14 protein-coding genes are annotated in these 12785 nt (G+C 68.7%); 6 read left to right on the top strand and 8 right to left on the bottom strand.

From position 1 onward, the window contains the following. Window positions 1–218 precede the first annotated feature (218 nt). Window positions 219–794, bottom strand: coding sequence for a dihydrofolate reductase family protein (locus ABZ552_RS18330; RefSeq protein WP_281877103.1), 576 nt, complete (start codon window positions 792–794; stop codon window positions 219–221). 72 nt (window positions 795–866) lie between these two features. Between ABZ552_RS18330 and ABZ552_RS18325 the strand changes: the two genes are divergently transcribed. Beyond that, window positions 867–1460, top strand: a complete 594-nt coding sequence (locus ABZ552_RS18325) for a TetR/AcrR family transcriptional regulator (RefSeq protein ID WP_281877105.1) — start codon at window positions 867–869, stop codon at window positions 1458–1460. A 32-nt stretch (window positions 1461–1492) separates the two neighbouring features. Here ABZ552_RS18325 and ABZ552_RS18320 read toward each other — a convergent pair whose 3' ends face one another. From ABZ552_RS18320 to ABZ552_RS18300, 5 genes are all read right to left on the bottom strand, one after another. Then, on the bottom strand, window positions 1493–1945 hold the full coding sequence (locus ABZ552_RS18320; RefSeq protein WP_281877106.1) for a YbhB/YbcL family Raf kinase inhibitor-like protein: 453 nt from the start codon (window positions 1943–1945) through the stop codon (window positions 1493–1495). A 424-nt stretch (window positions 1946–2369) separates the two neighbouring features. Then, window positions 2370–3464 carry a nitronate monooxygenase gene (locus ABZ552_RS18315; RefSeq protein WP_357438458.1) on the bottom strand — a complete coding sequence of 365 codons (1095 nt, stop codon included), beginning with the start codon at window positions 3462–3464 and terminating at the stop codon, window positions 2370–2372. Further along, a complete protein-coding gene (locus tag ABZ552_RS18310) occupies window positions 3461–4219 on the bottom strand; it encodes a CoA-transferase (RefSeq protein ID WP_357438455.1) in 759 nt (252 codons plus the stop codon). Before ABZ552_RS18310 ends, ABZ552_RS18315 begins: the two co-directional genes overlap by 4 nt. Beyond that, on the bottom strand, window positions 4219–5094 hold the full coding sequence (locus ABZ552_RS18305; protein WP_357438452.1) for a CoA-transferase: 876 nt from the start codon (window positions 5092–5094) through the stop codon (window positions 4219–4221). Before ABZ552_RS18305 ends, ABZ552_RS18310 begins: the two co-directional genes overlap by 1 nt. 12 nt (window positions 5095–5106) lie before the next feature. Further along, entirely contained in the window at window positions 5107–5871 is a 765-nt protein-coding gene (locus ABZ552_RS18300; protein ID WP_159842084.1) for an enoyl-CoA hydratase family protein, read from the bottom strand. A gap of 64 nt (window positions 5872–5935) precedes the next feature. Between ABZ552_RS18300 and ABZ552_RS18295 the strand changes: the two genes are divergently transcribed. The 5 genes from ABZ552_RS18295 to ABZ552_RS18275 all read left to right on the top strand — a co-directional run bounded on the left by ABZ552_RS18295 (window position 5936) and on the right by ABZ552_RS18275 (window position 10527). After that, the gene (locus tag ABZ552_RS18295) at window positions 5936–6718 is read left to right on the top strand and encodes an SDR family oxidoreductase (protein WP_281877111.1); all 783 of its coding nucleotides are present in this window, start codon (window positions 5936–5938) and stop codon (window positions 6716–6718) included. A gap of 28 nt (window positions 6719–6746) precedes the next feature. Beyond that, entirely contained in the window at window positions 6747–7658 is a 912-nt protein-coding gene (locus tag ABZ552_RS18290; RefSeq protein WP_357438448.1) for an SDR family oxidoreductase, read from the top strand. A gap of 135 nt (window positions 7659–7793) precedes the next feature. Then, a complete protein-coding gene (locus tag ABZ552_RS18285) occupies window positions 7794–8993 on the top strand; it encodes a hypothetical protein (RefSeq protein ID WP_357438446.1) in 1200 nt (399 codons plus the stop codon). Window positions 8994–9004: 11 nt separating this feature from the next. Continuing rightward, the gene (locus ABZ552_RS18280; protein WP_357438443.1) at window positions 9005–9520 is read left to right on the top strand and encodes an ImmA/IrrE family metallo-endopeptidase; all 516 of its coding nucleotides are present in this window, start codon (window positions 9005–9007) and stop codon (window positions 9518–9520) included. Next, window positions 9517–10527 carry a hypothetical protein gene (locus ABZ552_RS18275; protein ID WP_357438440.1) on the top strand — a complete coding sequence of 337 codons (1011 nt, stop codon included), beginning with the start codon at window positions 9517–9519 and terminating at the stop codon, window positions 10525–10527. The genes ABZ552_RS18280 and ABZ552_RS18275 overlap by 4 nt, the downstream gene beginning before the upstream one ends. Window positions 10528–10817: 290 nt before the next feature. Here the strand turns inward: ABZ552_RS18275 and ABZ552_RS18270 are convergent, their stop codons facing one another. Continuing rightward, window positions 10818–11234, bottom strand: coding sequence for a helix-turn-helix domain-containing protein (locus ABZ552_RS18270; protein ID WP_011207048.1), 417 nt, complete (start codon window positions 11232–11234; stop codon window positions 10818–10820). Between the two features lie 359 nt (window positions 11235–11593). Next, on the bottom strand, window positions 11594–12757 hold the full coding sequence (locus tag ABZ552_RS18265; protein ID WP_357438437.1) for a steroid 3-ketoacyl-CoA thiolase: 1164 nt from the start codon (window positions 12755–12757) through the stop codon (window positions 11594–11596). Window positions 12758–12785: the final 28 nt, after the last annotated feature.

Below are 12785 nucleotides of genomic sequence, written 5' to 3'. Positions count from 1 at the left end.
ATTGACGGAACCCCAGGTCACCGAAGGGCGCTACCGCGCCCCGTACCTGCCGTGCCGGGACCACCCGCCCTTGGAGTTGGGGACCGTGCGCGGAGGCACGGGGCGAGTCACGAAGCGCTGGTTGCTCTGGCTCGGGAAGGTGCTGCGTTGCTTTCGCATATCGGTACCGCCTTTCGAAAACTCGTGAAGTGCCGGAACGCCGGCGGGTTTGCGCCGGATCAGGCGCGATCGAACCAAGTGATCTGCGCGCCGCTGCTGAAGAATTCGCGCTGGGTGACCTTGAATTGCGTCGGCTGGAAATTGCCGGTGAAGAGCCCGATGCCGTCGCCCGCGATCACGGGATAGCTTTTGATGATCAGCTCGTCGACCTCGCCGAGCAGCTGACCGGCCAGATTGCCGCCGCCGCAGAGCCAGATATCCAGGCCCGCTTCCTTCTTCAGTCGCCGGACCAGCTGCACCGGATCGGTGTCGACGATCTCCACCTGCGGATTGTCCACCGGTGCGAGGGTGCTGGAGAAGACGTACTGCTTCAAGTGGTTGTACGGGCTGGTGGCACCCTGCGCGAGGCCCGGCTCGTAGGCGCCGCGGCCCATGAGCACGGTGTCCAAGGTCTTGTTGGGCGTGTCGAGGGCCATGCCGACGGACTCGCGGATCTGCGTCGGCACCGTCTCCGGATAGCGCGGATTGATCCACGCCATCATGTCCGCACTGATCGGATAGAAGTCGTATTCCCCCTGCGGACCTGCGATGTAGCCGTCGAGGGAGACCGCAGCGTAGTAGACAAGCTTTCGCATCTTGACCGCCTCAAGTGTAGTACTCTGAATGAAGTGATTTGAACCGTAGTACTACGAATGGAGTGGTGTCAAGTGGTGCGCACGAATCCGGAACGCCGTCAGGCTCTGCTGGATGCATCGATCGAGGTCCTGGCCCGCGACGGGGCTCGCGGCCTGACTTTCCGGGCGGTCGATCAGGAGGCGGGAGTGCCCGCCGGAACCGCCTCGAACTACTTCCCCAACCGGGATGCACTGCTCGTCCAGGTCGGACACCGCTATTACGAGCGACTGATCCCCAGCGACGACGCCATGGCGAAATCGCGCGGGCCGCAAACCCGCGAGAGCATGACCGAACTCATGACCGAGGTGGTCGAGCGGGTCTCTCATTTCCGCACCGGCTATCTCGCGATCCTCGAACTGCGACTGGAGGCCACCCGGCGTCCCGAACTGCAGGCACTGCTCACCGAGCGAGTACGCGCTGATCTGGACTTCAATATCGCCAACTATCGGGAGTCCGAGCTGCCCGGTGACGAGGACGCCGTGGTGCTGCTCTATCTCGCCCTGAACTGGCTCATCCTCGAACGACTCACCCTGCCGGGCATTTTCGACGAGCAGCGCGCCGCCGAACTGGTGCGGACGATCGTGGAGCGCGCGATACCCGCCACCACCCGGGTCGCCAACTCTTGACGCGGGCGGCCGGCTGCCTCTGAGCGCTGTCGCTAGTCGACGGTGTAGGTGCCGATGAGCTGGCCGTCGCCGAGGCTCGCGTCGACGATCGCGGTTCTCGCGTCGTTCGGTGCGGTTCGCGAGTCCACCGGTACCGGGCGGGAGAGCGCGTACAGGATGAATCGGTAGTGGTGGACACCCGTGCCCGCGGGTGGGCACGGGCCGAAGTATTCGGCTTTGTCGGCGCTGTTCAGGCTCACCACCCCGCCCGGGGGCGTCTGCCCCTCCTCGGTGGACGTGGTGGTCGGCGGGATATTGCTGACCACCCAGTGGGTGAACAGGCCGCTGGGAGCGTCTGGGTCGTCCACGATCAGGGCGAGGGCGGTGGCTTGCTCGGGGGCGGTCCATGTCAGGGGCGGCGGAACGTTCCTGCCGTGGCAGGTGTAGACCGCCGGAATCGGGTCGCCATGGTTGAAAGCGCTACTACGCACGGAGATCTCGGTCATCGCGGCCTCCGCTCGGGTCGAGGGATAGTGGTCGAGTCCAGCGATTCGCCTGTGCCGGTCCGTGTGGACGAGCCCGGCGCACTACGACGGGCGAATACCGGGCGAACTCGATATGTCGTTATCAGACCAGCGTAAGGCGACTGCTGCCCATCGACCAGATTTGGAGGCGAACGCACGGTTATCGGCGGTCGGCACTTCGCACGGGCCGCCTTACATGGCAGGTTCCGGCGTACCCGACCGCGCGACGTAATCGTTCCGATGCGGCTCAGGATCGCCTGCACGCCGGCGGCTGTCGTTTCGCAGCCGGGATGGGCGCGTGATCGGTGACCACAGCACGTCTGCCGCCCGCGCGGGTCCACTGCTGCGATGCGGAAGGACGGCGGCCGCCCTCGCAGCCGCCGTCCGGTGTGACCGCGTCCGGCGTTCAGTCCGACCCGGTAGCCGCCGACTGCTTGTCCGCGGCGAGTTTTGCGATCGTCTCGATCCGCCCCACCGCGTCCGTGACGATCCGATCGATCAACTCCGCGCACGTGGGCAGATCATCGATGATCCCGGTGACCTGCCCCGCGGCGAGCACGCCCGCCTCGGTGTTGCCCTCGACCAATCCGGCGCGCAGCAGCATCGGCGTGTTCGCGGCCATCACCACCTGGGACCAGGTGAGGTCCTTGGTCTTTCGCATGGCCAGGCCGTCGCGGATCATGGTGGACCACTTCATGCCCGTCATGCTCTTGAACCGAGCCGCGTTGCCCACCGCGGCGGTGAGCCCGCGCCAGCGGCCCGAATGTTCCAGCCGCTGCACCAGTTCGGTGTTCAGCACGCGATGCGGCATGCCGTCGACCTTGAGCGACACCACCGTGTCCTGGAGCTGTCGCCGCAGGTACTCCTGCTTGACGGCGTCCGGAACGGTGCTCTCCTGGGTGAGCAGGAATCGGGTGCCCATGGCGACGCCCGCCGCGCCGTAGGCCAGGGCGGCGGCCAGGCCGCGCCCGTCGAAGAATCCGCCTGCCGCGACCACGGGAATGTCCACCGCGTCCAGCACGGAGGGCAGCAGCAGGGTGGTGGCCACCGGGCCGGTGTGTCCGCCGCCCTCGCCGCCCTGCACGATCACCGCGTCGGCGCCCCAGGACGCCACTTTGACCGCGTGCTTGGCAGCGCCGATCGACGGGATCACCACCACGCCCGCGTCCTTCAACTTCGCGATCAGGTCCTGCTTGGGGGCGAGCGCGAACGACGCGACCGCCACCTTCTCCCGGATCAGCAGATCGATCCGCTCGGGGGCGTCCGCCGCATCGGCGCGAATGTTCACGCCGAAGGGTTTCGCGGTGTGCGATTTGGTCTTCGCGATGGCCGCCTCGAGCTCGGCGAACGTCATGGTGGCGGAGGCCAGGATGCCGAGTCCGCCCGCCTCGGCGGTGGCCGAGACCAGGCTCGGGCCGGCGACCCAGCCCATACCGGTCTGCACGATCGGGTGTTCGATGCCGACCAGATCGGTCAGCGCGGTGCGCAGGCGCGGGCTCATGACGGTACCTCGGTTTCGCGAATCCTCTTGGGGTCGAGTACCTCCCGGATCAGCCGCAGCTCCTCGGCGGTGGGCTGCCGCGTCTCGCCCGCCTCGGCGAGACCGGCGATCTCGAACGAGGTGTTCGCGGCGACCTCGTCGGCGGTGACGCCGGGATGGAGGCTGCGGGCGCGCATGGTGTGGCCGGGGCCGTCGAAATCGAAGACGCCCAAGTTGGTCACCACGCGATGCAGGTGGTGGAAGCGGTAGGCCGGGTTGGCCGAGTCGACCTTGTCGTATCCCACGCCGGAGACGATGTCGACCTGGTCGGTGAACACACGCTTCGTGTGCCGCGCGACCCAGTAGCTGGTGGCGTGGTTGATCGTGTTGCCCGGCGCGCCACGCACACCGAACATCTGGCGGGTGGGCCGCTGCAACGATCCGAACGCCGAAAGGTTCTGATTGCCGAACCGGTCGATCTGGTTGGCCCCCATCACCACGTGCCGCCGTCCGGACGCCACGACGTCGAAGACCCTCCGGAACGGAATCCAGCCTTCGATGGGCGCTTTGCCACCCAGCGGGGGAGTCTCGGCGAACAGCAGCGCCTCACCGTCGGACAGCAGCAGATCGGGTTCGGTGGTGAGTTTGGCCAGGCGCGCTCCGATGATCGACATCGGTGCCATGGGGCTGGCCATGATTTCCCCGGCGCCGCTGAAGATCTCCGCGCAGGCGACGGCGCAGATCTCGGCGCGGGTGACGGTTTCGATGCTGGTCATCACGCCTCCTCGGCGAATCGGCGGACGGCGGCCTGGTACTGCTCCTCCGAGCCGGTCAGATAGGTGTCGACGAACAGCTGCCACGCCTCCGGCGTCTTCGCGGATTCGACGTAGTGCTTCTGGAACTTCTCGTCCCGGCCGTAGTCGTCGGCGGCCAGGGTGAAGTGCGCGCCGCCAGGCGCCTCGACCACGCCGTCCACCATCATTCGGTTGAGCAACAGCGATTGCAGGGGAACGGTTTTCACCAGCTCGTCGGTCTCCACCACGCGCTCGACCGAGACGTAGCGGCGCTGCGCCGCCAGACAGAACAGATCGTCGAAGTACGGATCGACGCCGGTGTAGGCCGCGTTGCCGTGCTGGTCGCCGAGGTTCAGGTGCACCAGCGCCGCGTCCAGCTTCAGCGCGGGCATGGCGATCAGAGTCTCGGGCGTACCGTCGACGGGATAGGGCGATTCGACCGTCTTCAGCTCGCCCTCCCAGAAGTTCGGCACATCGGAGCCGAGCCCGGCGCGAATCGGCAGGAACGGCAATCGCGCCGCCGCCGCCTCCAGGCCGCACTTGAGCATGCCCTCGTCCATCTCGCGGGCGGTCAGCGTGCCGGAGGTCCGCGCCTTGGCGAACCACGGGTCGTAGAACGGCGCCGAATCCAGCGACACGAAGCCGTAGTACGCCTTGCGCACCTTGCCCGCCGAGCACAGCAGCCCGAGATCCGGCCCGCCATAGCTGACCACGGTCAGATCCGTGATGTCCGAACGCAGGATGGCTCGCACCAGCGCCATCGGCTTGCGCCGCGACCCCCAGCCGCCGATGCCGATCGTCATCCCGCTGCGCAGCTCGCCGACGACCTCGTCGAGCGACATCCGCTTGTCTCGCATGGAAGTTCCTCTCTACTGCCCGCTCTTGCGCGCCGCGAGGTCGTCGTCGAACCGGGCGCGGATCTCGTCGGCGACGCCGGCGAGGTTGAGTTCGAAGGTGAATCCCTGCTCGTACCGGTAGCTGCGGTGCACGTCCTGCACGTCGATGCCGTTGAGGGCCCGCTTGGCCGCCCGGATCACCCGGCCGTCCTTGGCCGCGATGTTCTTGGCCAGCTCCAAGGCGGCGGCGTCGAGTTCGGCGCGCGGCACCACCTGGTAGACCGAGCCGTAGTGATGCAACTGCTGCGCGGTGATGGTGCTCGCGGTGTAGAACAGCGCGCGCATCAGGTGCTGGGGCACCAGGCGTGCGAGGTGGGTGGCCGCGCCGAGCGCGCCGCGGTCGACCTCGGGCAGCCCGAAGGTGGCGTCGTCGGAGGCGATCACGACATCCGCGTTGCCCACCAGGCCGATGCCGCCGCCCAGGCAGAAGCCCTGGACCACGGCGATCACCGGCACCTGGCACTCGTAGACCGCCGCGAACGCCTCGAAACAGCCGTGGTTCGCGTCGATCAGCGCCTGGTGGCCCGGCTTGCTCTGGATCTCCTTGATGTCCACGCCCGCGTTGAACCCGCGGTTCTCCGCGCGCAGCACCACCACCTTGGTGTCCGGGTCGCGTCCCGCCGCGCGCACTTCGTCGGCGATGGCGAACCAGCCGTCGGTCGGGATGGCGTTGACCGGCGGATAGTCGACCGTGACCACGCTGATCCCGGTCGCTTCGGAATGGCGGTTGATCCCCATGGCAAGTCCCATCGTGTGTACCAGCGCATTGGCAAAGCAAGCAGTTGCTTGGTAGGTTAGCACGGTGGCACTCGAAATCGATCTGGCCGGGCGCGTCGTTCTGGTGACGGGCGGCGTGCGCGGTGTCGGCGCGGGCGTGAGCAAGGCGTTCCTCGCCGCGGGCGCGACCGTCGTGGCGTGTGCGCGGCGACCGGCCGACGCACCCGTCGAAGTGGACGGGCGCGCGATCGACTACCTGCCGTGCGATGTTCGGGACGCCGACGCGGTGCACGCGCTGGTCGAGACGATCACCGAACGCCACGGCCGCCTCGACCATCTGGTCAACAACGCGGGCGGCGCTCCCTTCGCGCTCGCCGCCGAAGCGAGCAAGAACTTCCACGCCAAGATCGTCGAGCTGAACCTGCTCGCTCCGCTGCTGCTGGCGCAGGCCGCCAACGCGGTGATGCAGCGACAGGACGACGGCGGCTGCATCGTGAACATCTCCAGCGTGAGCGGACATCGCCCGTCGCCGGGCACCGCGGCCTACGGCGCGGCAAAGGCGGGCATGGACAGCCTCACCGGCTCGCTCGCCGTCGAGTGGGCGCCCAAGGTGCGGGTCAACTCGCTGGTGGTCGGCCCGGTCGACACGGAGTTGAGCCGGATGCACTACGGCGATCAGGACGGTGTGGACGCGGTGGGCCGAACCATCCCGCTCGGCCGCATGGCCCGCCCCGACGACGTCGGCCGCTGCGCCGTCTTCCTCGCCTCGCCGCTGGCCGCCTACGTCAGCGGCGCGACGCTCCTGGTGCACGGCGGCGGCGAACGGCCCGCCTTCCTCGCCGCCGCCAACGCCGACCAGCAGTCCTGAACAAGACCGGACACGAAGAAGGACACATATGGACACCGAGCAGATCTGCGCCGGGCGCGTCGTCATCGTCACCGGCGCGGGCCGGGGCATCGGCCGCGCGCACGCCCTCGCCTTCGCCGCGGCGGGCGCCGACGTGGTGGTGAACGACATCGGTTCGACGCTGCACGGCGCGGCCACCGCGGAAACGCCCGCCGCGCAGGTGGTGGCCGAGATCGAAGCGCTGGGCGGACGAGCCGTGGCCAACGGCGACGACGTCGCCGACTGGGCAGGCGCCCGCAGGCTGGTTCAGCAGGCCGTCGACACCTTCGGCAAGCTGGACGTGCTGGTCAACAACGCGGGCTTCGTGCGCGACCGCATGTTGGTCAACCTGAGCGAGGACGAGTGGGACGCGGTGGTCCGCGTGCACCTGAAGGGCCATTTCGCCACCATGCGGCACGCGATCGAGTACTGGCGCGGTGAGGCCAAGGCGGGCCGTCCGGTCGACGGCCGGATCATCAACACCAGCTCCGGCGCGGGTCTGCAGGGCAGCGTCGGCCAGAGCAATTACGGCGCGGCCAAGGCGGGGATCGCGGGCCTGACGCTGACCGCCGCCGCCGAGTTCGCCCGCTACGGCGTGACGGTGAACGCGATCGCCCCGTCCGCGCGCACCAGGATGACCGAGACGGTGTTCGCGGACATGATGGCCAAGCCGGACAACGGCTTCGACGCGATGGCGCCGGAGAACGTGTCCCCGCTGGTCGTGTGGTTGGGTAGCGCGCAGTCGGCGGCGGTGACGGGGCGCGTGTTCGAGGTCGAGGGCGGCAAGGTGGCGCTGGCCGACGGCTGGCGGCACGGCGTGGCCGTGGACCGCGGCGCCCGCTGGGATCCGGCCGAGCTCGGACCCGTCGTGGCCGATCTGATCGCCAAAGCGACTCCGCCGGAGCCGGTGTACGGGGCCTGACCGGCCCCGCCCCTTTCGAGGGCGCGTTCGCGGACCGGGGTTTAGTATGGGCACCCATCCGTTCGGAAAGTCCCGTGTGAGAGTGGCGACCGGGTACAGAACTGCGCTTCGACTGATGAGGGGAAGGCTCGGCGCATGGCAGGAGGTCGCGCATCCCGTGTGCCGGCGGTAGCGGGCGCCGTTCTGGGTGCCGCGCTGTTCGGCAGCCCCGCCTTCGCCGACGTGGGACATCCCTGCCCCTCGTGCGTCGCGGACCCCACTCCGCCGCCCTACGACAGCGGCGATCCCTGGAATCCGCTGACCGTGCCCGGACAGCAATCGGAGACCAGCGCGCCCCCGGCCCAGCCCGCCGCCGGAACCGGTTCGGTCGCAGCGGGTTCTGCCGCAGCGGGTTCGGCGGCGACTGCGTCCGCCGCGGGCTCCACCGGGGCGGGAGTTCCGCTCGGGTCGGGCTCGGCCGGACTCGGCGTGGTGCTCGGCTCGGGTTCCGCCGGCCTCGCGCTCGTCCTCGGGTCCGGCTCGGCCGGTCCTGGGGTCGCGCTCGGCGCCGGTTCGGCGGCCGTGGGCTCCGCTGCCGCCGGTACCGGTTCGGCGGTCTCGGGTACCGGTTCGGCCGCACCGGCAACGGGCTCCGCCGCGTTGGGCACCGGCTCCACTGTCTTGGGCGCTAGCGGTTCCGCCGCGCTCGGTACCGGCTCCGCCGCCGTGGGCGCCACCGGCTCCGCTGCGTTGGGTACCGGTTCGGCTGCGTTGGGTGCTGGGTCCGCTGTGCTGGGCGGGACTGGTTCGGCTGCGTTGGGTACCGGTTCCGCCGCGTTGGGCGCCACCGGCTCCGCCGCTGTCGGCTCGGCAGGCATCGGGTCCGCGGCCGTCGGCTCCGCCGCAACGGGTTCGGCCGCAACGGGTTCCGCCGCGGTGGGTTCGGCGGCCGTCGGGTCCGCGAGTCCATTGCTGCTGTTGTTGATTCCGCTCCCGCAGGCGACCGCTCCGCCCTCCCCAGCGCTGCCACTCGTGACGATTCCTCCCGCACCCAGCCTCGCTGCACCGGAAATCCCGCCTATTCCGATAGGCGCCTTGATGATTCCGCCGCTCGCCGCCCCTGCCCCCGACCTCGCCGCGCCCGCACCGCCGCAGGCGCGGCAGCCCGCGTCCCCGGCGGTTCACCCGATCGGCTCCACCGATGTCCTTCCCGCGCCGGAATGGTTGTCCCTGATCGGAGGACTGATCGCGCTCGGATTGGCGGGCGCGGGCTCCGGCGTGATCAGCTTCCGGAGCGCGGCGGCCGCACAGGCCAGGATCGACGCGGCGCGGGCCCGGTTCTTCCCGAGGCCGTGAGGAGACAGCCGATGAGCGAGAGCCGGACCCGCGGTAGCACGCGGTCCTATCGCCGGGTCGCCGCCGCCATCGACGCCGTGTGCGCGGTGGCGGCCGACTTCGACGCGACCACCCTCGACGAGGTCGTCCTCGCGATCGCGGCCGAGCGGCGCCGGGAGATCGAGATCGCCAGTGCGCGACTGGGTCCCGGCGTCTGCGGACAGCGTCGCCGCTATCCCGACCGCGACGTGATCGTGCTCGCGGAGACGCTGCCGAGCCGTGAACACACCCTCGCCCACGAACTCGGCCACATCGTCTTCGACCACGAAGGCGCGCCCGCGTCCGAAGTGACGCTGGCGGCGAGCGACGACCTGATCGCCTACATGCTCAGCAGGCGCGCGCATCAGCAGATCGTCGACGACGGCGCCGACGAACTCGCCGAGTGGGAAGCCGAGACGTTCGCCGCGATGCTGATGACCCGGCTGCGCGTGTTCAACAGCCGGGGCGCGGGCGTCTCGGTCCTCCGATTCGACGAGGCGCTCGGATGACCCTGTGGTCGACGGCTCTGCTGGTCTGGATGGCCGCCGGTGCTCGGGTGGGGCGCGTCCTGGTCAAGCCGGCGACCACGGCGCGAGTCGCCATCGTCGTCGCGGTCGCCGCCGTCGCGGTCGCCGCCACCGTCGCGGTGCCCGAGATCGCGGTCGCGTTGGACAATCTCGTCCCGGGCGGCGTGCACGCGGGCTGGCTGTCCGAAGGAGTCGTCACCGCGAGCTGGATCGCTTTCGCGACGGCCACCTCGGTGGTCGCCTCGGCCGCCTGGCCGGTCGTCTCGCGGCGGAATCTGCGGCAGATCGCCTGGTTCCTCTACGGCGCCGGGCTGTTCGCGATGGTGCTGACGCTGGCCTGGTCGTTCACTTTCGGGTGGGTGGTCGTGGCCGTGGGGTGCGCGTTCGTCGTCGTCACCGGTTTGCGCAATCTGGACTGGACCGCGCTGGGCCGCGGCATCGCGCTCTACACCGCCGGCACCGCGGTGGCCGCGGTGCTGGCCACGGGCCGGATCGGGCGCGCGTTCCAGCACGCACCCCGGGTGGCGCCCGGTGATCCGGCCTGGGCTTGGCCGGTCTGGGAGCTCGCGAGCCTGCTCATCGCGCTCGGCGCGGTGTGGATCGTGGTGGAACTCTGGGTGCGCGCGCGGGTGTTGTTGCATCGGATCCGTGCCCTGCACCGGACCATGGTCGGTCGTTTTCCCGAGGTGGTCACGCACGAGCAGGGCGGATTCTCCACTCAGCTCAGGGCTTCCGACCAGGTGGCACAGATCATCGATGCGCTGTATCTGCAGTCCGGCGGCGGACTCGTGCTGGCGGAGCTGGCGCCGCCACCCGACTCGGTGGCCGCCCGGGCCGACCGGGTGGCGCGGTGGGCGCGCGACCCGGCGGGGGAGTTCGTGGTGGACGCGCGGTGGATTGCTCCGCCCGACGGCATTAGTCCGCGCGGTTGGGTGCAGGCCGTCGCGCTGGCCTATCGGACGATCGAGACCGCACCCGCTCGAAATTGATCGACTTCGCGCGAATGTGATCAATCCGGCGCAATAGGCGCACTCGGTCGGACTATTCGGACAGACCGGTTGGATCGGGAATCTCGTTCGGCGCGAGAGAGAGCAGGCGGAGCCGCGCCGAATGCGCTTATGTGCATACCTCACCCGGACCGCAGCGCTAACCGGCGTGCGGCCGTGCCCCAATTTCTCGGGGCAGATCGCACACCGGTCGTGTGCTGCGCCCGCTTACGCGCGCATAACACAGCACAGTGCGACCCGGTGGGTCGCACTGTGCTGCCGTGCAGGAGAACCTATTCGGTGCCGTCCGGAGGAATTTCGGGCAATCCTTCGCTTGCCCGCAACTTCTCCGCCATAGACGTGAGCAGGTTCTGTGATTCTTCGGACAAGTCGAACGCTCTACTCGACAGCCGTCGCAGTCCGTAGCCCTGCAGCTGGGACAGCAGCTCCAGATCGTGATCGATCTTGGCGGCATAGATGTCGTTGAAGAAGTAGTCCGGCTTGACTTTGAAGAACTTCGCCAGGGCGGCCACCGTCTCATCCGACGGGTTCGTCCGTTGTCCCGACCGCAACTGCGACAGGTACGGTTTCGAGATCGGATGTCCGGAGGCCGTCAGCGCCGCCGCAACCTCCGCGTTGGTGTGCGGCTTACGCCCCGGGGGATGCACGGTTTCGAACAGCTTGTTCAGCCGCGCCGCGAAATCAGCCATTGTGAGCCGCCCAATTCCCTTCGCTGTACTAACAGTCGTTATCTCGGATACGTATCATTGATATTAGCGGCTCAGTAACTGAAAACCTACGCCTGATTCCGGATTTCCTTGAAGCTTCTAGGTCGGAAGGCGGCGAAGGGGCTGGGACGGTCGCGTTTGCGGGTCACCCCAAGGCCTCTCGAGAAGCCGCGGTACGAACCGGTTCTGGCCCGTCGCTGCGGTCCCGTCGCAAGGGGTCTTGATAGCCGCAAGATAGCTGACATCTCATGGACTCGGCGGTACATGGGTTTGTGTGGCGTACGACACGTTTGCGCCCCTAGGGGATGAACGTTCAACAAACGCGTACGAAATGGTTGAAGTCACAAACGTTCGATGATCGTTCCTGTCGCGAGTGCGCCACCGGCGCACATGAGAACCATTGCGGTGCTGCGATCGGAGCGCTCCAGCTCGTGCAAAGCCGTTGTGATGAGGCGTGATCCAGTGGAGCCGACCGGGTGCCCGAGCGCGATGGCGCCGCCGTTGACATTAACCCGATCCATGTCCGGCTCGTGTACAGAAGCCCACGAAAGTGCGACCGACGCGAACGCTTCATTGATCTCGAAAAGGTCGATGTCGCCGACATTCATGCCGGACCGCTCCAGCAGCCTGGTGCACGCCTGCACCGGGCCGTCGAGGTGGAACTCCGGCTCCGCGCCGACCACCGCTTGGGTGACGATCCGCGCTCGCGGCCGCAAACCGGCGCGCTCGGCGGCCTTTTCGTCCATCAGCAGCACCGCGGCGGCGCCATCGGAGATCTGCGAGGACGACCCGGCGGTGTGCACGCCGCCTTCCAGCACCGGCTTCAGCTTCGCCAGGCCCTCGACGGTGGTCTCGCGCAGGCCCTGATCCCGTGACACGTCGAGCTTTTCGCCGGTGGGATTGCCTTCCTTGTCGACCGCTGGAGCGGTGACGGTGAGCACCTCGCGATCGAACCGGCCTTCCGCCCACGCCTGCGCGGCCAGGCGCTGCGAACGCGCGCCGAACGCGTCCACGTCCGCGCGAGTGATGCCGCGCCGCTTGGCGATCCGCTCGGCTGCCTCGAACTGATTGGGCAGATCGATGTTCCACGACGCGGGCCTGCGCGGTCCGGCGTGCTCGCCGACGTTGGCGCCCAGCGGGACCCGGCTCATCGCCTCCACGCCGCAGGCCATGCCGATGTCGATGGCGCCGGCCGCGATCAGGCCCGCGATGAGGTGGTTGGCCTGCTGGGCCGATCCGCACTGGGTGTCGATCGTGGTGGCGCCGACCTGCCAGGGCAGTCCCGCGTGCAGCCAGGCGACCCGGGTGACGTTGTTGGACTGCTCGCCCGCCTGGGTGACGCAGCCGCCGATGACCTGTTCGACCTGCGCGGGGTCCAGATGTGCGCGCTCGAGCAGTCCGCGCTGGGCCGCGCCGAGCAGTTCGGCCGCGTGCAGGCCCGACAGCCAGCCGCCGCGCTTGCCGATCGGGGTCCGTGCGGCCTCGACGATCACGGGTGTGCCCATGTCCAACCTTTCCTTATGGGACAGAAAA

The sequence above is a fragment of the Nocardia sp. NPDC019219 genome, from assembly GCF_040632645.1.
Lineage (GTDB): Bacteria > Actinomycetota > Actinomycetes > Mycobacteriales > Mycobacteriaceae > Nocardia > Nocardia sputorum.
Note: the sequence above shows the minus strand (reverse complement) of the source record. Positions and strands in the feature narration are given on the sequence as shown.

Coding starts and splice junctions, on each gene's coding strand:
- ABZ552_RS18280 (WP_357438443.1), top strand. CDS start 9,005: ATGAGCGAGAGCCGGACCCGCGGTAGCACGCGGTCCTATCGCCGGGTC.
- ABZ552_RS18330 (WP_281877103.1), bottom strand. CDS start 794: ATGCGAAAGCTTGTCTACTACGCTGCGGTCTCCCTCGACGGCTACATC.
- ABZ552_RS18300 (WP_159842084.1), bottom strand. CDS start 5,871: ATGGGGATCAACCGCCATTCCGAAGCGACCGGGATCAGCGTGGTCACG.
- ABZ552_RS18270 (WP_011207048.1), bottom strand. CDS start 11,234: ATGGCTGATTTCGCGGCGCGGCTGAACAAGCTGTTCGAAACCGTGCAT.
- ABZ552_RS18305 (WP_357438452.1), bottom strand. CDS start 5,094: ATGCGAGACAAGCGGATGTCGCTCGACGAGGTCGTCGGCGAGCTGCGC.
- ABZ552_RS18285 (WP_357438446.1), top strand. CDS start 7,794: ATGGCAGGAGGTCGCGCATCCCGTGTGCCGGCGGTAGCGGGCGCCGTT.
- ABZ552_RS18310 (WP_357438455.1), bottom strand. CDS start 4,219: ATGACCAGCATCGAAACCGTCACCCGCGCCGAGATCTGCGCCGTCGCC.
- ABZ552_RS18275 (WP_357438440.1), top strand. CDS start 9,517: ATGACCCTGTGGTCGACGGCTCTGCTGGTCTGGATGGCCGCCGGTGCT.
- ABZ552_RS18290 (WP_357438448.1), top strand. CDS start 6,747: ATGGACACCGAGCAGATCTGCGCCGGGCGCGTCGTCATCGTCACCGGC.
- ABZ552_RS18320 (WP_281877106.1), bottom strand. CDS start 1,945: ATGACCGAGATCTCCGTGCGTAGTAGCGCTTTCAACCATGGCGACCCG.
- ABZ552_RS18265 (WP_357438437.1), bottom strand. CDS start 12,757: ATGGGCACACCCGTGATCGTCGAGGCCGCACGGACCCCGATCGGCAAG.
- ABZ552_RS18315 (WP_357438458.1), bottom strand. CDS start 3,464: ATGAGCCCGCGCCTGCGCACCGCGCTGACCGATCTGGTCGGCATCGAA.